This window comes from Neobacillus drentensis (assembly GCF_036965425.1).
Classification (GTDB): Bacteria; Bacillota; Bacilli; order Bacillales; family Cytobacillaceae; genus Neobacillus; species Neobacillus drentensis_F.
In genome coordinates, this window is the sequence record NZ_JBALPP010000008.1 from 46551 (window position 1) to 72253 (window position 25703).

The following is a 25703-nucleotide window of genomic DNA, read 5'->3' on the forward strand; positions in this document are numbered from 1 at the left end:
AAGAATTCACTATTCCTATATTATCATTTTCTCCAAAAACAATAAAATAATAAAGACGCAAAAGAAAAAAGAAGCCTGCTTTAACGCAGGCTTCCTTTTGGTTCATACTGATTTAGTTTATTTAATTTTTCGGTTAACATTTTAAACGCTTGGCGATCTTGTTTATCAAGTGCTTCATCAATCAATTGGAGCAGCTTTTCCCGTTGAAAGCGTTCAATACTGTTTTGCAGCAGTTGTTCAGCAATTAATCCATCTTTCTCGTTAACCTGCAGATGTTTAGGTACAAATGGATTTTCTTCAAGGACTGCTGCATACTGGTGTGCTTGATTTGATGCATGGAAGTTTAATTGAATAAAAATATCTTCGTCCCGGTTAAGCCGAATATCATGAAAGGATTTTTCAGCATCAGTGGTCATGACATTTTCCTTATAAAAGCGAAATGGTACTTTATCTACACAATGGGTAGACATAATCAAACCTCTTGGACAATACTGTGCTTGCTCAACAAAATGAACCTTTTCCATAAGTTGATCGTGGCTCATTAAATAATTTAGAATCCAAACACATTCTCTTCTCTTAAGTTGATAATGATTTAAAAACCATCGTATAAAGTCCTTCTTCTCGTTGACAGAAACAGGGGTTGCCATGATAGTTTCCCTCCTCTGCAAAATCAGCATTTTTAATCTTTAAAATCGGTTAAACGTTCAACCATGTCAAGGTATTCAAAATTGGTAGGATCCTTAATTAGCAGCTGTTTAAAAATTTCGGCAGCGAGGTCTGATTTTCCTTCCTCAACTAAAAAATATCCGTAATCTTGTAAAAATGCCTCATTGTTCTTAAAAAAAGTATATGCACTTTCATATTTGTCTAATGCGGATGAAAATTTCTCTAATTTCTCTAAAGCGAGGGCGGAATCCCATAAAAATTGGGGTTCTTCATCCTCAGCAATATCAAGGGCTGAAATTAAATCCAGCACATCCTCATGCCGCTCTTGTTGGAATAATAGCTTATTTAAGGTTAGAGCAGCCTCAGTAAAGCCAGGATCTAAGGCTATTGCCTCCCGAAAAAGCTGTTCTGCCTCCACAATTTTTCCAAGCTTAATAGATATTTTGCCGCCATAGAAAAATAATTCTTTATTAAATTCGTCTTGTTTAATACCTTCATTAATTGCACGTATGCTATTTTCTAGCTCTTCTTCCCGCTCATATGCCATGGCAAGATGGAGGTAAAGTGAATGATACTCTGGGTCAAGTTCTTTTAATTCATTGAACTTCTCAATGGCAGTTCGGTTATAACCTGCCTGAAGCGCTGTAAAAGCATAGCCAAATAATGTGTTAATTTCTAACTTTTCATCCAGCGCTTTATCATAATAGACTAACGCTTCTTCAAAGAGGCCAGAAGCACTTAACAGGTCTGCCATTCTCTGGTGAATATTGACTCCGGCAATCTCACTTTCTTCTGTTAAAACTTTTTCATAAGCGGCCATGGCCTGCCTTATTTCACCCTGTTCACTATAAAGCTCGCCCAGGGCAAAATCGATAATGATTTCATTAGGCAATATTTCCTTAGCCTTGAGAAGCTTATTTTCACAGACCTCATATAAACCTTGAACTTGGTATAGGTCCGCTAATAAAAGTAATGACTGCCCAAAATTAGCATCGTGTTCTGAAATTTTTTCCAAAATGAGAATGGCTTCTTCCTCTTCCCCCGCTTCAATTAGAATCTCACCTAATAGTACAAGCAGTTCACCCTCCTCAGGGTACATTTCTAAAAGGTTCTCAACAAGTGCCTTTGCTTCATCGAGAAAACCATACTGATACAATTCTTCACTTAGAAGATATTTTTCATCAGGCATTCCGCTTTGTAATAAAACATTATATTCATTTATGGCCTCATTATGTTGGCCGTTTTCTAACATAGAAATAATTTTATTAACTCTGTCCATTGACTTCTACCTCTTCCCCTAAATTTACAAAGAAAAATAAGCTGGGGTTCGCACTTTTACATGTTCTCCATATCCTGGTTTAAATAAAACCTCTTCCCCAGACCGAACAACCTTTCCTTTGTGAACTGTAACTACAAGTCTATCACCATGATAATGAAATAATTTCTGTTCATCAACATTCATGATTCCTCTTCCCTTTACATATAAATTATAGCTTAATTCAGTGCTATTCATAAGACTCGCCATATGGGGATAGAGACCTAAATGATTTAACACATTGATTGAAAGTGGTTGTTCTTCTTCTAGAGCTTCGTAAAAAGCTGAAATTTTTTCATTTTCCATGATACTTTTCCATTTCGACAAAGTGAAGCCAGCTTCCTTCTTATTTACTGTAGAAATTATTGGAATTAATGGACTATTAAATGGAAACAACGCTTCCCTGATCCATCCCCATGGCATATTGGTTAACTCCTCTGGACATTTTATTTCAACAAAAATGGCTGGTACTTTTTCTTTTTTGCATTTTCGGATAAATGACGGGGTTAAAAGGCGAACAGGGATTTTTACAGCAATGACAAAGTCAAGCGGGCTGCTGAGTAGTGTCATCTTCATTTCATTGATTCTTTCAATTAATTCATTTTCAAAGTTAACTTGGACAAATGTAATTAGAGCCGTGCATCCTTTTAATAAGAATTGGTCGATAAACATCGTTTTCAAATCCCGGAAGGAAGTATCAGGTGAGATTTTAGAATTTAACAGAACATAAGAGGGGGTCATGATATACGGTTCAGCATTCATTTTCATCAAACGATAATGCTTGGAACTGCTTTGAATTGATTCGATACGGTCTTCCCTAATGATGAGTGAACAGGTTGTTAACTGCTTATCTTTAAGGATATTGGCATTTTCAATGATATACATTGTCCACACATCCTTTAATATTCTCTTAAGACAAGCTATGCGAAAATTAACAAAACTATGACATTCAAAAAAACTGCCGGATAGGCATCCAGATTGTCTCTGCTATCAGGACTGTTGATTTCCGCTCCGTGCACTCGCTTTCCGCGGGGAGGTCCTGTAGCCTCCTCGGCGCCTTGGCGCCTGCGGGGTCTCCAGTGACCTCTATATCCCGCAGGCGCGAAGCGACGAGGAGACTCCCCGGCACGCCCGCGGAAAGCGAAGCGCCTGTAGCGCAAATCAACAGACTAGTTGAAAAAACGAAAAAAAAAACTGCCGTAATGGCAGCTTTTAGTTTGTCAGGCTTTTTAAATGTTCAAAGAAATTAGGGTAAGAAACAGCGATAGCCTCTGGATTTTCAAGGAATACCTCACCATCACTGACTAGTGCTGCAATTGCCAGCATCATACCTATCCGGTGGTCACCATGGCTGGAGACGGTTCCGCCATGTAGCTTAGAATTACCGTTTATTATCATTCCATCATCTGTCGCCTCTATTGATGCACCTAATTTTTTGAGTTCGTTGACAACGGTATCGATTCGATTTGTCTCTTTTACCTTAAGTTCCTCCGCGTCTTTTATGATGGTTTTCCCTACGGCTTGAGTTGCCAAAAGGGCAATAATCGGAATTTCATCAATAAGCCTTGGAATTAAATCCCCTTCAATCACCGTTCCTTTTAAACTTGAACTTCTTATAACGAGGTCACCGGCTGGTTCAAAGGAATCGCTCTCATCTGAAATAATCTCTAAGTCAGCACCCATATTTTTAAGAACCTCAATAATACCGGTTCTAGTTGGGTTTAAACCCACATTTTTCAGAATGATTTCACTGCCTGGTACTATAGCCCCAGCGACCAAGAAGAACGCTGCAGAGGAAATATCTCCAGGAACGTGAATCGTAGCTCCTGTCAGCTTTTGATCGCCTTTAACCGTAATAATTTTATTCTCCTTTTCAATCACTCCGCCAAATTGCCGAATCATTCTTTCAGTATGATCTCTAGTTTCAGAAGGTTCGATTATTTTAGTAATCCCTTCAGCCTGTAAACCAGCTAAAATAAGGGCAGATTTAACCTGGGCACTGGCAACCGGAAGTTCGTACTGAATTGGGTTTAACTTTCCTCCGCGAATGGATAATGGCGTATAGGAACCATTTTTACGGCCATCAATCACAGCCCCCATTTTCGCTAATGGACCAGCAACCCTTGTCATCGGCCGTTTCCCAATAGAAGAATCACCCACTAGCGATGAGAAAAATGGTCTTCCGGCCAATATTCCCATCAATAAACGAATGGTTGTACCAGAGTTCCCTACGTCTAAGACATCTAATGGCTCTGTTAACCCCTCAAATCCATTTCCGCTGATTCGGATCTGGTTGTCTTCTTCCTCAATGGTTACCCCGAGCTTCCGAAAACAAGAAATCGTACTTAAACAATCCTCACCAGGCAGGAAATTAGTAATCTTTGTCTCACCGTGAGCTATGGAACCAAACATAACAGAACGGTGGGAGATAGATTTATCTCCAGGGATAGTTATTTCACCAATTAACCGATTTAGTTTCGTATTAAGTGTTATTGATTTCATGAAATCACCTTTTTAATTAATATAAATTAGGAACCGATGGATGTGGCGTAGCTTGAATAGGCTCGAATACAACGTTCAGCCCTATGCCGGTCCTCTTCCGTTTGAAAACTAATCACCAGAACCCCATTTATATCTTCACGCGTTTCAAGGATTCGAATGTTTGTAATGCTAATCTTTTCTTTTGCTAAAAATCCTGTTATTTCGGAAATGATACCCGGGTAATCCGGTATGTCAACATATAAATCGTAAAAGGCCGGAATTGCACCCTTTTCTTTTATCGGTAGTCTATCACGAAATTGCTTTGCTTGGTAAAAATAATCATAAATAGCAGTGCTATTTTCATTTTCTAATAGCGTTTTAACCCATTCCATTTCGTCTTGCCAATGGTTTAACAGCTCAATTAAATTTTCACGATTGTGTAAAAGGATGTCTTTCCACATCTCTGGACTGCTTGATGCAATACGGGTGATATCTCTAAATCCTCCAGCAGCAAGGCGGGGGATCAGGCTGTCTGCTTCCGACAATTTTTCAGTTTGGCGGACGATTGAGGCAGCAATGATATGTGGAAAATGACTGACAATCCCTGTAAGGTAATCGTGATTTTGCGGCGTAATGGTTAAGAACTTGGCATTAGTCCCCTTTAACCACTCTTTAAGTAACATCACCTTTGAATTTTCAACATACTCCCCGGGTGTTAATAGGTAAAAAGCATTTTCAAATAAAATTTCTTTGGCTGCCGACACACCACTTTTATGTGAACCAGCCATGGGATGTCCGCCAATAAAAGTAATTCCTTGTTCCTTTAAGCTGAAGGCGTTTTCGACAATTTTACTTTTCGTGCTTCCTGTATCTGTTACTATCACATCCGGGTTTAATGGAAGCTTTGAAAGTGATTGAATAATGGTTTTGGTATCATTAACTGGGGCTGCAATTATAATTAATTTAGCATCTTTGGCCCCATCTTGTATATCAGCAGCAATTTCATCAATTACTCCGAGCATTTTGGCAAGTCTTGCTTGTTCACTATTGATGTCTAAGCCAATAATGGTTGATTGTGGATGCTCTTTTTTTATACAAAGAGCCAAGGAACCACCTATTAGACCCAATCCAATGACGAAAACACGGCCATTCAAAAATAATTCCTCCCCTAGACCAAAAGCCGTTCAGCGTTAATTCTCAGCCAGAAAATCACTTAATGCTTTTAGTACCCCTTCATTTTGTTCAGGAAGGCCCACCGTAATTCTAACGGAGGTTGGAAACCCTAACGCTTTGCCTGAACGAGTAATAAATCCTCTTTCCAGTAAATATTGAAAAACCTTGTCACCATCCACTTTAAAATCGATTAATATAAAGTTGGTTTGTGATGGATAATAACTTAATTTATTTTCATCACAAAACGCATAAAATTGAGCAAGGCCTTGTCTATTTTTTTCTTTACATTCCAGAACAAATTCTTGATCTTTGATTGAAGCTACCGCTGCCAATTGGCCTAAAGAGTTAACGTTAAACGGCTCTCTCGCAGGTTCTAGTGCTTTAATTATAGATGAATGTGCAACACCGTATCCAACCCTTAAGGCAGCAAGCCCGTAAATTTTTGAAAAAGTTCTAAGCACGATAACATTTTGATACTTGCGTGTTAGACTTATGGATTCATAATAGTCATCAGCAGCAACATATTCAAAATAAGCTTCATCAACAACCACTAAAATATGCTCTGGCACTCTATCTAAAAACGAGATTAATTTATTTTCTGGAATATATGTACCTGTTGGATTATTAGGACTGCATACCCAAATCACATTTGTTTGTTCATCAATTGCTTCCAGCATTGCCTCTAAATCATGATCGCCATCTTTTAAAGGAATCTCTTTAATAATGGCTCCTTCTATAATTGCATTATGCTTATATTGTGAAAAAGTCGGTGTAGCCATTATCGTACTTGCATTTGGATGTAGCAGGGCTCTTGAAATCATTTGAATGATATTATCTGAACCATTTCCAAAAATCAGTTCATCCTCGCCCACTTCTAAAAATGCAGCAAGTTCCGCTCTTAAATTTGCTGCATAACCATCCGGATATATAGCTAAATTGTCAGATATCGATTGCATTGCAGGAAGCACCTTTTTAGAGCAGCCAAACGGATTTTCATTTGATGCAAGCTTTACAATTTTATCTAATTTGTATTGTTTCTTGACTGACTCAATTGGTCTTCCAGGCTGATAAGGAGTCAGTGTAAGTAAATGCTCTTTCCATCTCATAATTATCCACCCCATTGATTATTCTTTTATAATGCCAAACTATTATCGAGATCAGGTCTTAGAACCTTTGCTTCATTTAAATAAACATGGAAAATATCTTTCTGATTTTGATTTGTATTGACATGCATCATGATTCGGATGCACATTTTTAATGAATTCGGAACAGGGATTTCCCTCATACACATTACAGGTACATAGGTCCACCCCTCAAATTTTCTCAAGGCCTTTGCAGGAAATGCTGCTGTAACGTCTTCTGTAGTAGAAATAAATATGGATGCGACGGTATCAGGTTGAATTTGATTCACCTCAATGATTTTAGCCAAAAGTTCTTCAGTAGCTGTAACAATTACCTCTTCAGTATTAGCTGTAACCGTCGTTGCTCCTCTCACCCCTCTGAACATGAAAAACCCTCCCTGTTTAAAAGCTTTTAAGCTCTTGTAATAATAATTTATCTGAAATCTCACGAAGAATCGGTGTACCTAATTGCTCGAGCAAAACAAAACGAATTGTTTCGCCGACAGATTTTTTATCCTGCTTCATCTTATTTATTAATTTATCGTATGATAAATGACTAGGGATTTTAGTTTCATACCCCAGCCTTTCTACCCAATTAATAAATTCCTTTAAATTGAATGAAAATCCGAGCAGTTGCTGGCTTAATTTAATTGCGAAAATCATCCCAATCATTACGGATTCCCCATGAGTAAAATTCCCATAACCCATTTCGGACTCAATAGCATGTCCCAAAGTGTGCCCAAGATTCAAATAAGCACGAACCCCTGTTTCACGTTCATCCTGACTGACAAATTCATTTTTAATTTTAATCCCTTTTATTAAACATTCAGATAGTTGTTCAATCGAAAGCGAGTTTAAATCATGAACATTTCTTTGAAGCCAATCATAAAATTCCGCATCAAAAATTAAAGCATGTTTAATAACCTCAGCAAACCCAGAGCGAATTTCCTGTGCTGGTAGTGTTTTAAGAAATTCTAAATCATAAAATACAGCCTCTGGCTGATGAAAGGCACCTATCATATTTTTCCCGAGTGGATGATTGATGGCCACTTTTCCGCCCACTGCACTATCATGGGCTAAAATAGTTGTCGGAATTTGTATGAAAGGAATTCCTCTCATAAATGAAGCAGCCACAAATCCTGACAAATCCCCCACTGCACCGCCGCCAAATGACAAAATAAGCGACTTTCTGTCAAGTCGGTTTTCAAGAGCAGCTGACAATGCATTATAATAGACTTCAAATGTTTTGGCTTTTTCGCCGCTGGGTGCGGTAAAAACAATAGGATCCCACGATGATAGAATGGTGAGTAACTTGTCAAGATGAAGCTTGGCTACAGTTTCATCTGTCATAATTAATATTCTTGTCAATTTTGGAAAATGATTGGATATGAATGATTCCAGGTCTTTTCGAACACCTTCTCCAACAAAGACATTATATTGTTTAGACTCTGTTTGGATGTGTATCTTTTCCATTAAAATTCCCTCGCATACTCACGCTGCCTTTTAATTTCTTCAGCAAAGGTTTCAAATCTATCACTATAAAATTGTTCAATAAGCGCATTAGCTAGTTCCCATGCAACGACACTCTCAGCAACAACTGCAGCAGCTGGGACAGCGCAGCTGTCAGAGCGTTCAATGCTGGCAGCAAACGGTTCTTTCGTTTCGATGTCAACACTCATTAGCGGTTTGTAAAGAGTTGGAATTGGCTTCATTACTCCGCGGACGACAATTGGCATTCCAGTTGTCATCCCGCCCTCAAAGCCGCCAAGGCGATTTGTTTTGCGGTAATACCCAAGTCCTGCTTCCCAACCAATCTCATCGTGAACTTCACTTCCAGGCTTTCTGGCAGCTTCGAATCCAATACCGAATTCGACACCCTTAAAAGCATTTATACTTACGATTGCACCAGCTAGTTTGGCATCTAATTTTCGATCATAATGAACATAACTGCCAACTCCGGCAGGCATGCCTGTTACGATAACTTCTACCACACCGCCAATGGAGTCGCCATTTTTCTTAGCTTCATCAATCGCATCCATCATTTTTTGCTCCACATTTGTGTCGGCAACCCGAACAGGTGAATTTTCAGTCCGCTCCTTCAACATCTCTATTGATAGGGAATCATCAGCTTGGGCTTTAACTCCGCCAATTTCAACTACATGTCCAACGATATTTACGCCAACTAAAGATAGTAGTTTTTTGGCAACAGCACCAGCAGCAACTCTAACAGTTGTTTCGCGCGCAGATGAGCGTTCCAGCACATTCCTCATGTCACGATGACCGTATTTAATCGCACCATTTAAATCCGCATGTCCAGGTCGAGCTCGAGTTACTTTTCGTTTAATTTCGTCTTCCTGACCTTCTTCTAACGGTTCAGCCCCCATTATATTGGTCCAATGCTTCCAGTCATTGTTTTTGACGACTAATGCAATTGGTGATCCAAGGGTTTGTCCATGACGAACTCCTGAGACGATTTCGGCGGTATCTTTCTCGATCTGCATTCTTCTTCCACGGCCATATCCTTTTTGTCTTCTTGCAAGCTCATCATTAATGTCTTCAGATAATAATGGCATCCCAGCAGGCAGACCTTCTAATATTGTCGTTAATTGTGGTCCATGGGATTCTCCAGCGGTTAAGTACCTCATTCCCATTCTCTTTCCCCCTTCAACTCATTAAAGATTTATGTATCAATATAACATATACAGCGAAATAAACATAGTGGAACTATTCCGAAAATAGAGATAAATTTTTTGTATGCGGATACAAAAAAGCACTTGTATCAATAATACAAGTGCCCAATCAAATTTAAATTAATAAATCCATTCGTTTACTAATTTTGTATACTCAACTAATCCAGCTTCTTTGAAGAATAAACCGATTTCACGCTCCGCGCTTGCAGGTGAATCAGAGCCATGAATAACATTTTTACCAACTGTCAATCCAAAATCACCGCGGATGGTGCCAGGTGCTGCATCCTTTGGATTTGTAGAACCCATCATTTGGCGGGCAGTTGCAATTACGTTTTCTCCCTGCCATACCATAGCAAAAACAGGACCAGATGTAATGAAATCAACTAATTCACCAAAGAATGGACGTTCCTTGTGTTCACCGTAATGTTCTTCAGCTAGTTCGTTGGGAATATTCATTAATTTTGCACCAACTAATTGGAAACCCTTTTTTTCAAAACGCGCAACGATTTCACCAATTAAATTACGCTGTACGCCGTCTGGTTTAACCATTAAAAATGTCTTTTCCATGAATTCCACTCCTAGTTCGTTATGTATCATGATTGTTACTTAAAACAATCCACGAAAATATTAACATTGTTTCGAATATTTGGCAAGCTCCCTGCCAGCTAGAATTTCCTTCTCCCAATGAATTTTGCAATATCACGGAGCGTTTTTTTAGCTTTATTTTCTGGCAATTCTTCTAATATAGCTAATGCCTTATCTAAATATTGGTCACTTAAGGCAATAGATTTTTCAATTGCACCAGACTGCTTGATCAGATTAATAATTGGGGCAATGTCTGAAGGAGTCATTTGTTCATTAACCTTTTCTATTTCCCTGCGAAACTTGTGGTTTTCCATTGCATACAGGGCCGGTGCAGTAATATTCCCTTGTAATAGGTCACTGCCTGCAGGCTTTCCCAATTCCTTTTCCGTTGCCGTGAAATCCAAAATATCATCGGTTATCTGAAAGGACATACCTACATAATAGCCAAATCTGTATAGTTTTTGATGGATGGATTCTTCAACATCTGCTGCGATAGCACCCAGCTGACAGCTAGAAGCGATTAACAAGGCAGTTTTTCGCTTTATTCTTCGGAGGTAATCCCGGAGATTTTGATTATAGCGGTATTTATCTTTAATTTGTTGAATTTCCCCGATTGTTACTTCAACAATCGTTTCTGCTAATATCTTATGAGCTAATGGTCTTTTAATATTGGTCATTAATTCAAGGGCGAGAGCAAACACAAAGTCCCCCGTATACATAGCAGTCTTGTTATCCCATTTTGATTTAACGGTCGGCTTCCCTCGACGAAGATCAGCGTCATCTATGACATCATCGTGAACAAGTGATGCCATATGAATTAACTCTAGAGCGACGGCCACATTTTTCATTAATTCTATATTGTAATGACCAAATTTACCAGCAAGCAAAACAAAAACAGGACGAATTCTTTTTCCTCCGGCTTGTAATGTATGCATAGAAGCTTGTCTCAAAAGAATAGACTCTGATTGGATAGTCTCTTCTAGCGTTTTTTCAATTATGTTAATATCCGAATTCAAAAATGAATACATCATTTTTAATTTCATTTGTATTCACCCAGCTTTTCATCCTGTCTTTCTTACAATTAAATTAATTCTTTTTGCCAATATGAACAGCAGCTGCACCACCGCTGTAAGATTTATACATGACATCATTAAAGCCTGCCTGTTCAAACATACGTGCAAGCTCTTTCATCCCAGGAAAATCGCGTGCTGATTCTTGGAGCCATGAATATTCTTTGTAGCTTTTCGCAAATAACTTGCCGAATACCGGCATAATAAACCGAAAGTAAAAATAAAAAAGCTGCCTATACCCAATTAGTGTTGGCTGCGATGTTTCCAAACAAACGGCAATTCCACCTGGTTTTACAACCCGATGCATTTCTTTTAAAACCTGAAGGTAATCAGGAACGTTTCTAAGACCAAACCCAATTGTCACATAATCAAAACTATCATCCTCGAATGGAAGTTCCATCGCATTCCCATGAATTAGTTTTACCTGATTTAACTTAAGTTGTTTAACTTTTTCAATCCCAACATTCAGCATATTTTGGCTAAAATCCAAGCCAGTAACTTCTCCAGACGGTCCAACTGCTTCTGCCAAGGCAATCGTCCAATCAGCAGTACCGCAGCAAACATCAAGCGCCTTTGAACCAGGCTGAACATTCATTTTCTTCATCGTGTCCTGCCGCCATTTGATGTGCTGCTGAAAACTGATAACAGAGTTCATTTTATCATAGCTGTCAGATATTTTTTCAAAAACATGATGAACTCGTTGTTCCTTCGATTGCTGCATATAATTTAACCTTCTTCCACAAAAGTTTTGGCATAGGGCTTGTGCTGATTCAACAACATGTTAATTCTTTTTTCAAGTAAATCATTTAAGTAAGGAAGCTGCAATAGCCCTTTTTCAATGACCTTTTTTGAAACTTCAAGGTAATGATCCACTATTTTCAATAACTGTTTTTGCTGCTCATTTGATAATTCTTTAATTTTAAATTCATTCATTGGAAAAATAATTCTTTTCAATGCATCGAATAAAACTGAGCCTTCTTTTTGTTCAAAATGCCGTTTTTCATTAAGAAGCCGTTTAAAAAAGAAAAGATTAGTAATAAAATCATTCCACAAATCGACTTTAAAATATTCAGATAGTTTAGCAAATAATGCGCTTTCGACCACCTTAATACTTGCCATTACCTTTTCAATTCCCTCAGATTCATGATGATAGACAGAAATCTTATGCTCATTTACTTCTTTAATCCCTTGGGAAAGGGCTTTGATCATCAAAATATCCTCTGAATCAGCGAGAAGCTTATAATATAAACCGCTAAAATAATCTCCAGCTAAAACAGTAAGCTGACGACTTTTTTCAGCCTCTGGTGAATTTATTATATGTTCATGGGTATCAAGGGCGATTTGAATTAACATGGTGGACAATGCATAGTTCTCTAATTCACTAAAGGAAAGGTCCAGACGGTCCATGATAGAAATAAGGATAAGCAGTTTATCCTCGTCAATCACCGGAATATTAATATATTTGAGCAAGAATGCATCAAAAACACTTTTTTCAACCTTCTCTAGAATTACTGCAAATTTTTGTTGAATATCTTGCATCCTAATCACCCTTGCTTCCCCGAAGTAATATATCTATATGTATTCTTATTTCCTATCCGCAAAGTAAAATTCATGCTCCAAAAAATGAAAAAGAATCTTTTGTTATTAAAACAAGCCAAACATGATTATAACACAAAAGACGTGTGCTGAGCAGGAATTCACAAATTAATAGGAAATAGTCTTGCTTATTTCTTCATTTCACTTTCAACCTGGCCATATTGGGTAAGGATTGTTGCATTTCCCCTTATTTTTATTGCGGACGTATGCTCGGTAAATTGGGCGATTAAAACCTCACCTTTATCAAGCTTCTCTGAATGATGAAATCTTGTATCAGATCCCCGCGTTAAACCAATGACACTTACACCATCATCAAGCGCCTTAATAACCACATATTCACTATTTTGTGAATTGCGCTTTTCTTCCACATTACCACCCCTTATTATGAATGCTTAATATTTTATTAATGAAAGTACTTCTGACCGGGCAATGGAATCGTCGGCAAGGTTTCCACGTACGGCGGTTGTAACCGTTTTTGAACCTGGCTTTTTCACACCGCGCATCGTCATACACATATGCTCTGCTTCCACCACAACCATAACACCATGCGGCTCTAATTTCTCCATTATGCTGTCTGCTATCGTTGCTGTAATTCTTTCTTGGAGCTGCGGTCTTTTCGCAACGGCCTCTACCGCTCTTGCTAATTTACTTAGCCCAGTAACACGGCCATTTTTCGGGATATACGCCACATGGGCTTTACCAAAGAAAGGGACTAAATGGTGTTCACACATCGAATAAAACGGAATATCCTTCACCAAAACTAACTCTTCGTGATCCTCACTGAAGATAGTCTCAAAATGAACTTTCGGATCCTCGTTTAATCCACTGAATACTTCTTCATACATTTTTGCCACACGTTTAGGTGTATCAAGCAGGCCTTCACGATTTGGGTCCTCACCAATAGCTTCTAATATCAAACGTACCGCCTCTTCAATTTGGGCACGGTTCACTTCTGTCATACTGAATTCCTCCTATATCCGTCAAAAATAAAATGACAAATACATATTAGCATAATCAGTAAACTTCAAGCAAAAAATAGAAAAAGGCCATGGAATTTCACCATGGCCTTAGCTCTTAAGCGTTCGCTTAAAGCAATAAATTTATGTAATTATTTTACTGCGTCTTTAAGCGCTTTACCTGGTTTGAAAGCTGGTACTTTGCTAGCAGCGATTTCGATTTCATCACCTGTTTGAGGGTTACGACCTTTACGCGCTGCGCGCTCACGTACTTCAAAGTTACCAAAACCGATTAATTGGACTTTATCACCATTTTTTAAAGCATCTAAAATCGCATCAAAAACAGCATCAACTGCTTTTGTAGCGTCCTTCTTAGAAAGCTCGCTAGCTTCAGCTACTGCATTAATAAGTTCTGTCTTGTTCATGCCATTCACCTCCTCCCAAAGAAATTATCAAGATTCGTAAATAAGATTACTTATCTACATTTCTAAACAATTTTTCTAATTTCTATACGTCATAGCAAGGTTTTCTTACTAAAGTTATACAAATTTGCCACTTTTATGGCTTAAATCTATTTTTTTAATAAAAAACCTTGTGAAATAAAGGTTTCAAGCGCTATAACGTAATTCTGTTAAAAGATTATCATAATCAAAACCGCATAGCAAGAACATTTCATGAAATTATGGTAATCTTTTCTTTGGTTCTACAAAATTCTACTTTGCTGGGCTAATATTCCACATTTTTTAGTGAAAATACAAAAAAAAGACTCCAGGTTGGGAGTCCATAGCTTAAAGGATGATGGCAATTAGACCGCCTGATCCTTCGTTTATAATTCTTTCTAATGTTTCTTTTAGTTTATATCTGGCGTTCTCTGGCATTAAGGAAAGTTTTGCGTGGATGCCTTCTCGGACAATGGAGCTTAGGCTGCGACCAAAGATATCAGAATTCCAAATTGACAGTGGGTCATCCTCAAAGTCCTGCATTAAGTAACGGACAAGCTCCTCACTTTGCTTCTCTGTGCCAATGATTGGGGCAAACTCAGACTCAACATCAACTTTTATCATATGAATCGAAGGTGCTACAGCCTTTAATCTCACTCCAAAGCGGGCACCCTGGCGAATAATTTCAGGCTCTTCAAGGCTCATATCCGAAAGTGTAGGAGAGGCAATGCCGTACCCCGTCTGCTTCACCATCTTTAAGGCGTCAGAAATGTGATCATACTCTCCTTTTGCATGGGCGAAATCCTGCATAAGTTCCAGGAGGTGATCTTTACCTCTAATTTCAACTCCAACGATTTCTTTTAATATATCATCATATAATTCATCAGGTGCGATTAAATCGATTTCAGCAATACCTGATCCCATTTCAACTCCGGCGAGCCCAGCTCTTTCAATATATTCAAAGTCACTGAATTGCTGTACCACCCGGTCCACATCTCTTAATCTCTTGATATCTTTTACCGTTTCTTTAACTGCTTCTTGATAGCTTTCACGAAGCCAATGATTTTCCCTTAACACCATGACCCAGCTTGGAAGATTTACATTCACCTCTAGGACAGGGAATTCATAGAGTGCTTCGCGAAGGACATTGAGAACATCACTTTCGCGCATGCTTTCAACGCTCATTGCGATAACAGGAATGTCATATTTTTCAGCTAAACTGGATCTTAACGTTTCTGTACTTGGATGGTAAGGCTGTGCACTGTTTACCACCATAATAAATGGTTTGCCTACTTCCTTCAGCTCTTCGATAACTCTTTCCTCTGCCTCTATATAATTGCTTCTAGGGATTTCGCCAATAGATCCATCCGTTGTAACGACAACCCCAATGGTGGAATGCTCTTGGATTACTTTTCTGGTACCAATTTCTGCTGCTTCATGGAATGGAATTGGCTCCTCATACCATGGAGTATTAATCATCCTTGGTCCATTTTCATCTTCATAACCTTTCGCACCTGGAACCGTATAGCCAACGCAGTCCACAAGCCTAATATTCACATTTAAGCCCTCATCAACATGAACAGTAGCCGCCTGATTCGGTACAAATTTCGGTTCTGTTGTCATAATGGTTTTTCCGGCAGCACTTTGTGGAAGCTCATCGAGTGCCCTGGATCTTTCTGCTTCACTGCTTATATTCGGTAAAACAACAAGCTCCATAAATTTTTTAATAAACGTAGATTTTCCTGTTCGGACTGCTCCTACTACTCCTAAATAAATATCGCCGCCTGTTCTTTCAGCTATATCTTTAAATAAGTCGACCTTTTCCAAGTGATCCCCTCCCGATCATTGAGTAAAGTGGGATAATTTCATCCATTTAGGTATTTTTGGACAGTATATGTTTATGATGTTGTCCTATCTTGTTATGCCTCTTTTTAAAAAATTTTTTCCCCCTTCTTAAAATTTCCACGATTTAATTAACTATCTGTAGTGTCTGAACGTTTGAATTTATGGAGGGTTTCTATCTATCGTCACGGATATAGCTAAATGCCATATCTAATTTATTAAGCAAAAAAACCCTTCTCCTAAAATATATTTCATAGGAAAAGGGTTATGACAATTTTTAAAAGCGGAAGCGCCTTGACCAGGGAAAAAAGCAGTTCATTTTTTCCTAGGGGCGACAAGCATAAGACGAGCCGGCGGGAAGGTTGCTTTTTAACCTTCTCGACGGATTGGCTTATGACTCGAGCCCCTAGGCGCTGGAGCTAGATAATTTTATTTTTCTAGGAATACAGGCTCCTTCGTTTTTTTATCCACGGTATATGGCAAGGAATAGGCAGGAACAAACATTGAATCATTTACCAAGATCGAGCGGATATCCTCTCCTGGTTTTAGCTGCGTATCTGTCTTTTGAAGGGCCTGAAAAAGGTCAGGACTGTAATCCACAAATACTTCGGCGCTGCCGGTTATGACGAAGGAAAGATTTTGATTTGTAAAAGGACTAACAGCATAAGGTGCCTTCTCATACCCTAGCTTTTTGTAATCCAAAGAAAACACATTTTTAGCAATTTGTTCTTTATAGGGCGGGTAGCCCTTTGCTTTAATTCTTAAATTAATATCACGGATTGTTTCTGTAATCCGTAAATCCAATAACTTAACTGTTGGATTGGTTTCTACATCCACAAGTACGTATTGGAAAATACCGCCGTTTTCATAAGCATTTCCCGGAGGCTCCGAAAGATATTTTGGTGTGATTTTTTTAAAATCAATTGGATATTTCTGATAAATGGGAGTTTCAGCTTCCTTTGTTTTGATTGGAAGGATACCCCCATTATCCTTTTTAAAATCATCTACAGCTGTTTGAACCGCTTGGATTTGATCTTTATATGGGATTTGATTTTTTGCCAACTCTTCTTTGGGATACATACATCCAGATAATAAAAAAACAATAAGGACAAAAAATAAACCATGGACTTTCCATTTCATAACAATCACCTTTATACTATGTATTTGATCAATTATGTGAAGAAAACAATAAGAAGCGTAAGTCCAGCAATAATCATAAATATATACGCAAGAATGGCTGACAAGAGCCGCAATATGCCCTTGAGCTTATATCTGCTGAAATATATGGTGATTATGGCAAGGAACATCAGAGCCATGCCAGCAATTGAAATCCACATTTTTAACATTCCTGGTGACAAACATAATTCCCCCTTTTTTTCGAAAGTTATTATACCATAGCTTGGCCAATACATAAAAAATAAAAAAACTGAAGTAAAGAGGGGCGATTTCTTTACTTCAGTCTACTGGACTAAATAACCCATACTCCAGGCGTCATACTACCAAGTTACTTCGTTGCATTGTATGCAAAGAAGGTAAAAAGCGTATCATCTAAAGCCTATTTTCTTTTTGAAAAAGCACATTTTTAGTTTTCAAAGGTTCTTTCATCTAATACATTAACTAAATCTTCCATTTCATGTGTTCTTCCACGTGCCATTAATACATCAACTGCATCTTTTGCCTCTTTCCCATTAAAAAGAACATCATAAAGAGCAGATGTAATTGGCATTTTGACCTCATATTTTTGGGCCAGCTGATAGGCCGCTTTGGTTGTCCTGACACCTTCCACGACCATTCCCATATTGTCAAGTACCTCATCCAGCGTTTTTCCTTTACCTAACAAATTTCCGGCTCTCCAGTTTCTCGAATGAACACTTGTACAGGTAACAATTAAATCGCCGATTCCGGCTAATCCAGAAAAAGTGAGAGGATTTGCCCCCATTTTTGTACCAAGTCGTGCAATTTCAGCTAATCCTCTTGTCATAAGAGCAGCTTTGGCATTGTCCCCATATCCAAGTCCATCGGTAATACCTGCAGCAAGGGCAATGATATTCTTTAGGGCACCGCCAATTTCAACGCCAATAACGTCAGAATTCGTATAAACACGGAAATTGTGATTAATAAAAAGATCCTGAATTTTTTCTGCTGCAGCCATATTTTCCGAAGCAACTGTAACAGTTGTAGGATGGCGCAGGCTTACTTCTTCAGCATGACTTGGCCCCGAAAGAACTACAACGTCGTTTAATAGCTCACCAGGCATTTCTTCTTTAATCATTTCAGTAATGCGCAATAAAGAATCAGGTTCAATTCCTTTGCTGACATGCGCTATCGTTATAGGTTCTCGTAAAACATCACGGATTTTTCCAAGGACCTCTCGAATAGCTTTAGTTGGAACCGCCAAAATGACCGTTTCTATCCCAATAAGCACATCATTCAAAGAACCATATCCAACAATTCGTTCAGGCAAGCCAATTCCAGGCAAATACTTTTTATTTGTATGATTTTCATTTATTTCCTTTACCTGATCTTCATTATGGCTCCAAAGACGGACTTCATGAGAATTGTCAGCTAATACCATTGCAAGTGCTGTTCCCCAGCTCCCTGCCCCTAACACAGCTACAGCTTCTTTTTTTTCTTGCATGTCCATCACACCACCTCATCATTATTTTCTTTCTCTTGCATAAATTTTGATAGGTGTTCCCTCAAACCCAAAAGCATCTCTTATCCTATTTTCTAAAAAGCGCTCATAAGAAAAATGCAGTAATTCAGGTTCATTCACAAATACAACAAAGGTTGGAGGTTTTACGGCTACTTGGGTAGTATAATAAATTTTCAACCGTTTACCCTTATCAGTTGGAGTAGGATTCATAGCAACCGCATCCATAATAATGTCATTTAATACACTCGTTTCAACCCTCATTGAATGGTTTTCACTAGCTGTATTAATCATCGGAAGAAGAGTATGGATTCGTTTTTTCGTTTTTGCCGATAAATACACAATCGGAGCATAGCTAAGGAATAAGAAATGATCCCTAATTTTTTGCTCAAGCTCGTTCATCGTCTTCTCATCTTTTTCAATTGCATCCCACTTATTTACGACAATGACAACTGCTCGTCCTGCTTCATGGGCATAACCGGCAATTTTCTTATCCTGTTCAATAATTCCTTCCTCGGCATTAATGACAACAAGAACAACATCCGATCTTTCTATTGCTCTGAGTGCACGAAGTACACTATATTTTTCGGTACTTTCATACACTTTTCCTTTTTTTCGAATACCTGCAGTATCTATTATGACATATTTTTGACCATTGTACGTATATGGAGAATCGACGGCATCACGTGTGGTCCCGGCAATATTGCTGACGATAACCCGATCTTCACCAAGAATAGCATTTACTAAAGAAGATTTTCCAACGTTCGGTCGACCAATTAAGGAAAACTTAATAGTTTCTTCATCGTAATCCATTTGCTTATTTTTAGGAAAGTGTTTTGCTGCCTCATCCAATAGATCCCCGAGTCCTAATCCATGAGAACCAGAAACCGGAATAGGTTCACCAAAACCTAGCGCATAGAAATCATAAATCTGCTCACGCATCTCTGGATTATCGATTTTATTAACTCCTAGTACAATCGGTTTTTTTGATTTGTATAAAATTTTTGCAACCTCTTCATCAGCAGCAGTTACTCCTTCTCTTCCATTGGTTAAGAAGATAATTACATCAGCTTCATCGATTGCTACCTCTGCCTGTTGGCGAATTTGCTCTAAAAACGGTTCATCGCCAATATCAATACCTCCAGTATCGATTACATTAAATTCATGTGTCAGCCATTCTCCAGAACTATAAATCCGATCTCGGGTTACTCCGGGAATATCCTCAACGATGGAAACTCGTTCCCCGACTATTCGATTAAAAATTGTAGACTTTCCAACGTTGGGCCGTCCAACAATGGCAATAACAGGTTTCACCATTATGATCGCCATCCTTTCTATCCTTATATTAAAGATCTAAATTGTTCATTTATCTTAATAACAAATGAATTGACTAATACGAAGAAATAAACCCTTCTTTGTTTAGAAGGGTCTAACTTCAATAGTTTAGCAAATGTTAAAGCTTTCCCGCAATGATAAGCTCAACAAGTTTTAATTTCATGATGATTTTTGTTTTGCTTTTTCAAAAAAATGAAAGTGATTTTGGAAAAACGCTCCAGAATTTTCAAGAATACTCCATGCTGACAGCAATGCAGCAATTAAAGAACATGCATCTAAATATGCAAATGCACCAATGGGATATGGAAAATCGTATTTACTTAAAATAAATGCATATAAAAATTCTCCCTGCATTGTGCCACAGATAACTATTAATAACCTTCCTTTTAAGTTTTTCTGCAAAAGGATGGCTAAATAGCCAATCACTATCCCCATCATCCATTCCTTTTTGAAAATAATCCAAACAGGATCAAAAATCTCAAATAAATGGAAGGTCACATAGGCAATTGAAACAATTAAAGCTCCTATAAACAAGTAGAGGAGTGCACCAAGTTTTTCTTGTCCTAAAAATAAATAGGAGAAAATTAATAATAATAAACCGCTACTATAGATTTCCATGCTGCCTATGAAGAAATGATAATTTGAAAAGATAATAATTATAAGAACAATTGCAGAAAGTTTTAAACGATAAGGGTTTTGCTTTTCCATCATAAAGGTTAAATAAACCCAAAACGTCCAATAAATCCAATAAAACATTGTCCCTTCCACTACACACACCTCCTATTATTTTCATTATTGGTAATCCTTATGTACTTTCATACTTGTTCGCATAATATTTTCGGTCGTGATTCATCTTAAAAAGAGGAGGTGTGGATATTGGGAAAAGACCGCCAAGAAAAAAAGCTTAAGGCAAGCAGAAGGGTTGAATCAGATCGTGATCAGGCTTTACACTACCCTGGTGCAACAAAATTATCAAGCCCAGAGGAAGCACGGGGTTTGAATGATGGTAAAAGATAAATAAGAAAAGCGTAAGCGCCTTGGACAGCCCCGACAAGAAACCTTGAGGGGCTAGGCGCTGGAGCTGGACAATTCGCAAAGTGAAATTTATCCATTCTATTTCACAAAAAAGCTCTCGCGGGTGCGAGAGCTTTTTAAATGGTCCTTTGGGCAAATGTTCTTGTATCTATTCCTCTTTGATTTAACCATTGGCAGGTTTCACCAGTGATGATAAGGGGAATTCTCTTTAAATCAGCAATTGTTTTTGCCCCTAGGGCAGTCATTATCATTATCATTTCTTTATGCAGAGTTTCGATTTCACCCATTAAGGAATCTACTCCTTGGTCAACAAGAATTCGTAAGAAATAACCTGCAATACCAATTGCATCGGCTCCGACAGCTAAGCCCTTTACCATCTCAATCCCGTTACTAAATCCCCCAGAACCAATGATGGAAATATCATTCGATACTGATGATGCTTCAATAATGGAAATGGGGGTAGGAATGCCCCAATCTGTAAAGAAGGATAGTGATTTTTCCCTGCGCCTGTTTTCTATTTCTGCAAAATTCGTTCCACCAGAGCCGCCAACATCAACCACGGTCACACCCACTGATTTCAGAGTTCTTACTGTTTCCATCGACATTCCAAATCCTACCTCTTTTACAACAACCGGAACTTCTACGTTCTTTACAATCTCTTCAATTCTTTTTAAAGCACCCGTAAAGTCTCGGTCCCCCTCAGGCATCGTAAGCTCTTGAATCACATTTAGGTGAATTTGGATAGCATTTGCTTCGATCATGTCAATGGCAGCTTTCGCTTCATCTGGTGTCGCTTCACTTCCCAAATTGGCAATAAGAACACCGTCAGGATTTTCTTTTCGAACTATTTCATATGTATATTTTTGCGTTTTATCCTTTAACGCAGCCATCTGGGAACCAACAGCCATGGCAAGCCCTGAATATTTCGCTACCATTGCCAGCTCTTTATTTATTCTATAGGTTTTTTCTCCGCCGCCGCCTGTCATCGCATTGATAAAAATTGGCGAACTTAAATAAAGTTCGCCAATTGAGTGGTCTAATCGAACATCGAGCACATTAATATTCGGTAAGCTTTGGTGAATAAACTTAATATTTTCAAAAGCGGATGAACGGTCTTGCCCATTTTCTAGGGCAAAACGAATGTGGTCCCATTTACGTTCAGATCTAGACACTTCTTATCACCATTATTTTCTTAGATTCTTTAATTTATCACCAATGACTTCGCCAAGTTGAAATCCTTTTGACTCTTCAGGAAGCTCATAATCAAGGTTTTCCTCAACTTCCTTTTCGAGAAGTTCTTTAATACTTAAAGATAGACGTTGATCCTGTTCATTAGTATCAAGAACCTTAACTTTTACTTCTTGTCCTTCTTTTAGTACTTCGTGAGGTGTCCCAACGTGCTTATGCGCGATTTGGGAGATATGAACAAGGCCTTCTACACCTGGAAATACTTCAACAAAGGCACCATAAGAAACTAATCTTTTAACTGTACCAGTTAAAACACTGCCTTTTGGAGCTTTTTCATTAATATTTGACCATGGTCCAGGAAGAGTTTCTTTAATAGACAATGAAATTCTTTCATTATCGCGATCAACGCTAAGAACTTTAACTTGGACTTTTTGACCTTCATGAACAACATCTGTTGGTTTACCAACATGTTCATAGGATAATTGGGAAATATGAACAAGACCATCTATTCCGCCAATGTCAACAAAAGCACCAAAATCGGTAATTCTTTGAACTGTTCCATCAATAATTTGGCCAACCTGAAGGGCACCTAAACGATTTTGTTTTTGTTTACCTTTTTCTTCCTCCACAACAGCACGGTGGGAAAGAATCAAACGGTTCTTTTCCTTATCAAGTTCTACAATTTTAAACGTAAGCTTGCGCCCTTTATAATCAGAGAAATCTTCTACAAAATAAGCTTCAACTAAGGATGCAGGAACAAAACCGCGGACTCCAAGGTCTACAACAAGACCGCCTTTTACAACATCCTTTACTTCTGTTTCAATTACTTCGCCGCTTTGGTATTGCTTTTCTAAGCTATCCCATGCTTTTAAAGCATCAACTTTCTTTTTTGATAGTATTAATGCTTCCTCTTCCACCTTTAATACCTCTAATTCAAGAGTATTACCTTCCTGGACAGCATCAGATGCTTTTTCAATATGAAGGCTGGAAAGTTCACTAATCGGGATGATCCCATCAAGTTTACTATCTTGAATGTCGACATATACCTGCTTTTCTTCAACTTTAGTTACTTGCCCTGTTACTTTGTCCCCAACTTCAAAGCTTTTCACTTCTACTTGATTTAATTCTTCCGACATATGTATTCCTCCTTAATCCATTAACTGCAAAATCTATATATGATTCGGTGGATACCACACAGTATACACCACATATAATAAACCATGTGAATTTTCAAAAAAAATCTCTTTTTATAAACTTCTTACAAATAGTCTTTTTTGTCAAGCAATACCTATTGATGCTCTTTTATCAGTTTATGAATTTCTGACATAATTAATTCAGTAACCTGTTCAGCAGAAGCCTTTGTGTTTCTGGCTTCATCCATTGCAATCGGTTTTCCATAAACGACCCTTAGCTTTCGTAAGCTTTTATACGGACCAATAATTGCACAAGGAACTACAGCGGACTCAGTCTTTAAGGCAAAAAAACCGGCTCCGGCTAACCCCTTCCCTAATTCACCAGTTTTACTTCTAGTTCCTTCAGGAAAAAGACCTAAAACTTGTCCATCCTTTAAAATACCTAATCCTTTTCTTAATGCTTCTCGATCGCTCATTCCTCTTTTTACTGGAAAGGCATTACATTTCCGAACAATTTCACCTAACACAGGGACTCGAAATAACTCTTCCTTCGCCATATAGTGGACCGGACGAGGAGCCATGATTCCCAATACAATCGGGTCAAAATTATTAATATGATTGCAGCAAAGAAGGACTCCGCCATCCTTTGGGATATTTTCTACTCCTAGGGCCTCAATCCTGTACCAAGGTTTAAAAATCCCATATGCAACTGATCTTGCAAAAGAATAAAACGTCACACTTATCCAACCCTTTCGTGCACCAGAGCCATAATTTTTTCTACAACTTCAGGAATCGCCAAAGAGGTTGTATCGATTTCAATTGCATCATCGGCTTTTTTCAAAGGGGCAATTTCTCTTTCTGAGTCGATTTTATCTCTACGTGCAATTTCTTCTTTTAATTGATCTAAATTTGATAGAAAACCCTTTTGAAGGTTCTCTTGATGCCGCCTCTCTGCTCTTTCATCTACACTAGCCAGCAAGAACACTTTTACTTCAGCATTTGGCAGAACATGGGTCCCGATGTCACGTCCATCCATGACAACGCCGCCATCAATTGCAAAGGCTTGCTGCCTTTTTACCATTTCTTCACGAACTGATTGATGTTTTGCAACGATAGAAACGGAATTTGTTACTTCAGAAGAACGTATTTCATCCGTTACATCCTGATTGTCTAAAAATACTAATTGTCCTCGTTCTGAAGGCAAAAGCTCGATACTCGTCAACAAAAGCATTTTTAGTAAAGTATCCTCTTCTTCAAGATTAAGATTGTTTGCAATTGCCTTATATGTTAATGCCCTGTACATCGCACCAGTATCGATATATATATAACCTAATTTTTCAGCAACAATTTTAGCTACAGTACTCTTCCCAGCTGCAGCAGGGCCGTCAATTGCGATAGATAGTTTCTTGTTCATAAATCCTCCTAATTGCAATCATGATTTCTCATAAGCTGTCTTCCTTTTATTTTACCATAAGATAAAGAAATGCTTCTTTTTTTTAACCTTTTAATCAAAAAAAAGCTATGTTTCCCAATTGTAATTGCTTATGCATACAAGCATTTTCATACATAAAGAAAAGCAGGTTAAAGTTTCAACTTTTTCCTGCTTAATTTTAAAAAATTATATTATTTACAAAATATATGTTTACCAATTTTTTTAATTTGCGGTCGACTCCATATCCAACTGCTTGTAGCTGTATCAGGATTAAAATAATAAATGGCTCCTCCGCTTGGATCCCATCCGTTTATGGCATCAATCACAGCTTTCTTTGCCGTTTCATTTGGTGTTAAATTAATCTGTCCATCTGCAACAGCAGTAAATGCTCCCGGTTGATAAATAACACCTGCTACTGTGTTAGGAAAAGATGCATTACTGACACGATTTAAAATAACTGCTGCGACTGCGACTTGACCTTCATATATCTCTCCTCGAGATTCCCCATGTACAGCGTTTGACATCAATTGGATATCATTTTGAGAAAAGCCGGTTGGCACGTTGCTAGAGTTATTTGAATTATTTGATGTACCTGTTTTTTCATACTTTGTAGCTTTAATAAGCATTGCCTTAGTGCTGGTTCCTACAATTCCATCAACAGGAAGACCAAATTCATCTTGAAAATTCCGAACAGCCCAGTAGGTATTCCATCCAAATACACCATCTACTTTACTAGTATAAAATCCGTTATATTTTAGACGTGATTGAAGTTCAATAACGTCTTCGCCCGTGGCTCCCATTTGAATTACTTGGGTTGTGAACGCCCTTACACCTTTATCTTGATCACTATTAGATATAAACACCGTAAGAAAAAACAGAAAAATCAGTAAAGTCCTAATGAATATTTTTTTCTGCATGGCCTTACCCCTTTACTCTTAAAAAGATAAATGTATATCAATTTCCTTGAAAGGTTTGGAGAATTTCAGTAAAAG

At 38.1% G+C, this 25703-nt stretch carries 28 protein-coding genes; 1 reads left to right on the forward strand and 27 read right to left on the reverse strand.

Going from position 1 to position 25703, the window contains the following annotated elements; all coding sequences use genetic code 11:
• Nucleotides 1-80: 80 nt before the first annotated feature.
• From V7161_RS01775 to V7161_RS01880, 22 genes are all read right to left on the reverse strand, one after another.
• Nucleotides 81-647 carry a ReoY family proteolytic degradation factor gene (locus tag V7161_RS01775; RefSeq protein WP_335442008.1) on the reverse strand — a complete coding sequence of 189 codons (567 nt, stop codon included), beginning with the start codon at nt 645-647 and terminating at the stop codon, nt 81-83.
• Between the two features lie 32 nt (nt 648-679).
• Nucleotides 680-1945: a tetratricopeptide repeat protein gene (locus tag V7161_RS01780; protein WP_335442009.1), complete on the reverse strand. Its 1266-nt coding sequence runs from the start codon at nt 1943-1945 to the stop codon at nt 680-682.
• Between the two features lie 24 nt (nt 1946-1969).
• A complete protein-coding gene (locus tag V7161_RS01785; RefSeq protein ID WP_335442010.1) occupies nt 1970-2866 on the reverse strand; it encodes a hypothetical protein in 897 nt (298 codons plus the stop codon).
• 327 nt (nt 2867-3193) lie between these two features.
• Nucleotides 3194-4483, reverse strand: coding sequence for a 3-phosphoshikimate 1-carboxyvinyltransferase (gene aroA / locus V7161_RS01790; RefSeq protein ID WP_335442011.1), 1290 nt, complete (start codon nt 4481-4483; stop codon nt 3194-3196).
• 26 nt (nt 4484-4509) lie between these two features.
• On the reverse strand, nt 4510-5616 hold the full coding sequence (locus tag V7161_RS01795; protein ID WP_335442012.1) for a prephenate dehydrogenase: 1107 nt from the start codon (nt 5614-5616) through the stop codon (nt 4510-4512).
• A 36-nt stretch (nt 5617-5652) separates the two neighbouring features.
• Nucleotides 5653-6741 carry a histidinol-phosphate transaminase gene (gene hisC / locus V7161_RS01800; protein WP_335442013.1) on the reverse strand — a complete coding sequence of 363 codons (1089 nt, stop codon included), beginning with the start codon at nt 6739-6741 and terminating at the stop codon, nt 5653-5655.
• A 26-nt stretch (nt 6742-6767) separates the two neighbouring features.
• Nucleotides 6768-7142, reverse strand: coding sequence for a chorismate mutase (aroH, locus tag V7161_RS01805; protein ID WP_335442014.1), 375 nt, complete (start codon nt 7140-7142; stop codon nt 6768-6770).
• A 16-nt stretch (nt 7143-7158) separates the two neighbouring features.
• Nucleotides 7159-8229 (reverse strand): 3-dehydroquinate synthase, encoded by a 1071-nt coding sequence (gene aroB, locus V7161_RS01810; RefSeq protein WP_335442015.1) that lies wholly within the window; start codon nt 8227-8229, stop codon nt 7159-7161.
• Nucleotides 8229-9401, reverse strand: coding sequence for a chorismate synthase (gene aroC / locus V7161_RS01815; protein ID WP_335442032.1), 1173 nt, complete (start codon nt 9399-9401; stop codon nt 8229-8231). Before aroC ends, aroB begins: the two co-directional genes overlap by 1 nt.
• A 165-nt stretch (nt 9402-9566) precedes the next feature.
• The gene (ndk, locus tag V7161_RS01820) at nt 9567-10013 is read right to left on the reverse strand and encodes a nucleoside-diphosphate kinase (protein WP_335442016.1); all 447 of its coding nucleotides are present in this window, start codon (nt 10011-10013) and stop codon (nt 9567-9569) included.
• Between the two features lie 98 nt (nt 10014-10111).
• Nucleotides 10112-11074, reverse strand: coding sequence for a heptaprenyl diphosphate synthase component II (hepT, locus tag V7161_RS01825; protein WP_335442017.1), 963 nt, complete (start codon nt 11072-11074; stop codon nt 10112-10114).
• 43 nt (nt 11075-11117) lie between these two features.
• The gene (locus tag V7161_RS01830; RefSeq protein WP_335442018.1) at nt 11118-11822 is read right to left on the reverse strand and encodes a demethylmenaquinone methyltransferase; all 705 of its coding nucleotides are present in this window, start codon (nt 11820-11822) and stop codon (nt 11118-11120) included.
• A 5-nt stretch (nt 11823-11827) separates the two neighbouring features.
• Nucleotides 11828-12640 (reverse strand): heptaprenyl diphosphate synthase component 1, encoded by an 813-nt coding sequence (locus V7161_RS01835; RefSeq protein WP_335442019.1) that lies wholly within the window; start codon nt 12638-12640, stop codon nt 11828-11830.
• A gap of 185 nt (nt 12641-12825) precedes the next feature.
• Nucleotides 12826-13065, reverse strand: a complete 240-nt coding sequence (gene mtrB / locus V7161_RS01840; protein WP_223593493.1) for a trp RNA-binding attenuation protein MtrB — start codon at nt 13063-13065, stop codon at nt 12826-12828.
• A gap of 24 nt (nt 13066-13089) precedes the next feature.
• Nucleotides 13090-13656 (reverse strand): GTP cyclohydrolase I FolE, encoded by a 567-nt coding sequence (gene folE, locus V7161_RS01845; RefSeq protein WP_223593495.1) that lies wholly within the window; start codon nt 13654-13656, stop codon nt 13090-13092.
• 149 nt (nt 13657-13805) lie between these two features.
• Entirely contained in the window at nt 13806-14078 is a 273-nt protein-coding gene (locus V7161_RS01850; RefSeq protein WP_007084878.1) for an HU family DNA-binding protein, read from the reverse strand.
• Between the two features lie 363 nt (nt 14079-14441).
• Nucleotides 14442-15920 (reverse strand): stage IV sporulation protein A, encoded by a 1479-nt coding sequence (gene spoIVA, locus V7161_RS01855; RefSeq protein WP_223593497.1) that lies wholly within the window; start codon nt 15918-15920, stop codon nt 14442-14444.
• 444 nt (nt 15921-16364) lie between these two features.
• On the reverse strand, nt 16365-17075 hold the full coding sequence (locus V7161_RS01860) for a hypothetical protein (protein WP_335442020.1): 711 nt from the start codon (nt 17073-17075) through the stop codon (nt 16365-16367).
• Nucleotides 17076-17107: 32 nt separating this feature from the next.
• Entirely contained in the window at nt 17108-17293 is a 186-nt protein-coding gene (locus V7161_RS01865) for a DUF2768 domain-containing protein (RefSeq protein ID WP_335442021.1), read from the reverse strand.
• Between the two features lie 224 nt (nt 17294-17517).
• Complete coding sequence (locus tag V7161_RS01870) at nt 17518-18573, reverse strand: NAD(P)H-dependent glycerol-3-phosphate dehydrogenase (RefSeq protein ID WP_335442022.1); 1056 nt, start codon at nt 18571-18573, stop codon at nt 17518-17520.
• 21 nt (nt 18574-18594) lie between these two features.
• The gene (der, locus tag V7161_RS01875; protein WP_289985287.1) at nt 18595-19905 is read right to left on the reverse strand and encodes a ribosome biogenesis GTPase Der; all 1311 of its coding nucleotides are present in this window, start codon (nt 19903-19905) and stop codon (nt 18595-18597) included.
• 177 nt (nt 19906-20082) lie between these two features.
• Nucleotides 20083-20679, reverse strand: coding sequence for a YphA family membrane protein (locus V7161_RS01880; RefSeq protein WP_420491551.1), 597 nt, complete (start codon nt 20677-20679; stop codon nt 20083-20085).
• 120 nt (nt 20680-20799) lie between these two features.
• Between V7161_RS01880 and V7161_RS01885 the strand changes: the two genes are divergently transcribed.
• Nucleotides 20800-20940, forward strand: coding sequence for a YpzI family protein (locus V7161_RS01885; protein ID WP_007084885.1), 141 nt, complete (start codon nt 20800-20802; stop codon nt 20938-20940).
• A 134-nt stretch (nt 20941-21074) separates the two neighbouring features.
• Here V7161_RS01885 and fni read toward each other — a convergent pair whose 3' ends face one another.
• The 5 genes from fni to sleB all read right to left on the reverse strand — a co-directional run bounded on the left by fni (nt 21075) and on the right by sleB (nt 25628).
• Nucleotides 21075-22130 carry a type 2 isopentenyl-diphosphate Delta-isomerase gene (fni, locus tag V7161_RS01890; protein ID WP_335442024.1) on the reverse strand — a complete coding sequence of 352 codons (1056 nt, stop codon included), beginning with the start codon at nt 22128-22130 and terminating at the stop codon, nt 21075-21077.
• Nucleotides 22131-22142: 12 nt separating this feature from the next.
• The gene (gene rpsA / locus V7161_RS01895; protein ID WP_335442025.1) at nt 22143-23282 is read right to left on the reverse strand and encodes a 30S ribosomal protein S1; all 1140 of its coding nucleotides are present in this window, start codon (nt 23280-23282) and stop codon (nt 22143-22145) included.
• Nucleotides 23283-23434: 152 nt separating this feature from the next.
• The gene (locus tag V7161_RS01900) at nt 23435-24016 is read right to left on the reverse strand and encodes a lysophospholipid acyltransferase family protein (protein ID WP_335442026.1); all 582 of its coding nucleotides are present in this window, start codon (nt 24014-24016) and stop codon (nt 23435-23437) included.
• 2 nt (nt 24017-24018) lie between these two features.
• A complete protein-coding gene (cmk, locus tag V7161_RS01905; protein WP_335442027.1) occupies nt 24019-24693 on the reverse strand; it encodes a (d)CMP kinase in 675 nt (224 codons plus the stop codon).
• Between the two features lie 209 nt (nt 24694-24902).
• Nucleotides 24903-25628 (reverse strand): spore cortex-lytic enzyme, encoded by a 726-nt coding sequence (gene sleB, locus V7161_RS01910; protein ID WP_335442028.1) that lies wholly within the window; start codon nt 25626-25628, stop codon nt 24903-24905.
• Nucleotides 25629-25703 lie beyond the last annotated feature (75 nt).

Excerpts from the sequence above, each read along its gene's own strand:
- V7161_RS01775 (WP_335442008.1), bottom strand. The coding sequence starts at position 647 with ATGGCAACCCCTGTTTCTGTCAACGAGAAGAAGGACTTTATACGATGG.
- V7161_RS01780 (WP_335442009.1), bottom strand. The coding sequence starts at position 1,945 with ATGGACAGAGTTAATAAAATTATTTCTATGTTAGAAAACGGCCAACAT.
- V7161_RS01785 (WP_335442010.1), bottom strand. The coding sequence starts at position 2,866 with ATGTATATCATTGAAAATGCCAATATCCTTAAAGATAAGCAGTTAACA.
- aroA (WP_335442011.1), bottom strand. The coding sequence starts at position 4,483 with ATGAAATCAATAACACTTAATACGAAACTAAATCGGTTAATTGGTGAA.
- hisC (WP_335442013.1), bottom strand. The coding sequence starts at position 6,741 with ATGAGATGGAAAGAGCATTTACTTACACTGACTCCTTATCAGCCTGGA.
- aroH (WP_335442014.1), bottom strand. The coding sequence starts at position 7,142 with ATGTTCAGAGGGGTGAGAGGAGCAACGACGGTTACAGCTAATACTGAA.
- aroB (WP_335442015.1), bottom strand. The coding sequence starts at position 8,229 with ATGGAAAAGATACACATCCAAACAGAGTCTAAACAATATAATGTCTTT.
- aroC (WP_335442032.1), bottom strand. The coding sequence starts at position 9,401 with ATGAGGTACTTAACCGCTGGAGAATCCCATGGACCACAATTAACGACA.
- ndk (WP_335442016.1), bottom strand. The coding sequence starts at position 10,013 with ATGGAAAAGACATTTTTAATGGTTAAACCAGACGGCGTACAGCGTAAT.
- hepT (WP_335442017.1), bottom strand. The coding sequence starts at position 11,074 with ATGAAATTAAAAATGATGTATTCATTTTTGAATTCGGATATTAACATA.
- V7161_RS01830 (WP_335442018.1), bottom strand. The coding sequence starts at position 11,822 with ATGCAGCAATCGAAGGAACAACGAGTTCATCATGTTTTTGAAAAAATA.
- V7161_RS01835 (WP_335442019.1), bottom strand. The coding sequence starts at position 12,640 with ATGCAAGATATTCAACAAAAATTTGCAGTAATTCTAGAGAAGGTTGAA.
- folE (WP_223593495.1), bottom strand. The coding sequence starts at position 13,656 with ATGACAGAAGTGAACCGTGCCCAAATTGAAGAGGCGGTACGTTTGATA.
- V7161_RS01850 (WP_007084878.1), bottom strand. The coding sequence starts at position 14,078 with ATGAACAAGACAGAACTTATTAATGCAGTAGCTGAAGCTAGCGAGCTT.
- V7161_RS01860 (WP_335442020.1), bottom strand. The coding sequence starts at position 17,075 with ATGAAATGGAAAGTCCATGGTTTATTTTTTGTCCTTATTGTTTTTTTA.
- V7161_RS01870 (WP_335442022.1), bottom strand. The coding sequence starts at position 18,573 with ATGCAAGAAAAAAAAGAAGCTGTAGCTGTGTTAGGGGCAGGGAGCTGG.
- der (WP_289985287.1), bottom strand. The coding sequence starts at position 19,905 with ATGGTGAAACCTGTTATTGCCATTGTTGGACGGCCCAACGTTGGAAAG.
- V7161_RS01880 (WP_420491551.1), bottom strand. The coding sequence starts at position 20,679 with ATGTTTTATTGGATTTATTGGACGTTTTGGGTTTATTTAACCTTTATG.
- rpsA (WP_335442025.1), bottom strand. The coding sequence starts at position 23,282 with ATGTCGGAAGAATTAAATCAAGTAGAAGTGAAAAGCTTTGAAGTTGGG.
- cmk (WP_335442027.1), bottom strand. The coding sequence starts at position 24,693 with ATGAACAAGAAACTATCTATCGCAATTGACGGCCCTGCTGCAGCTGGG.
- sleB (WP_335442028.1), bottom strand. The coding sequence starts at position 25,628 with ATGCAGAAAAAAATATTCATTAGGACTTTACTGATTTTTCTGTTTTTT.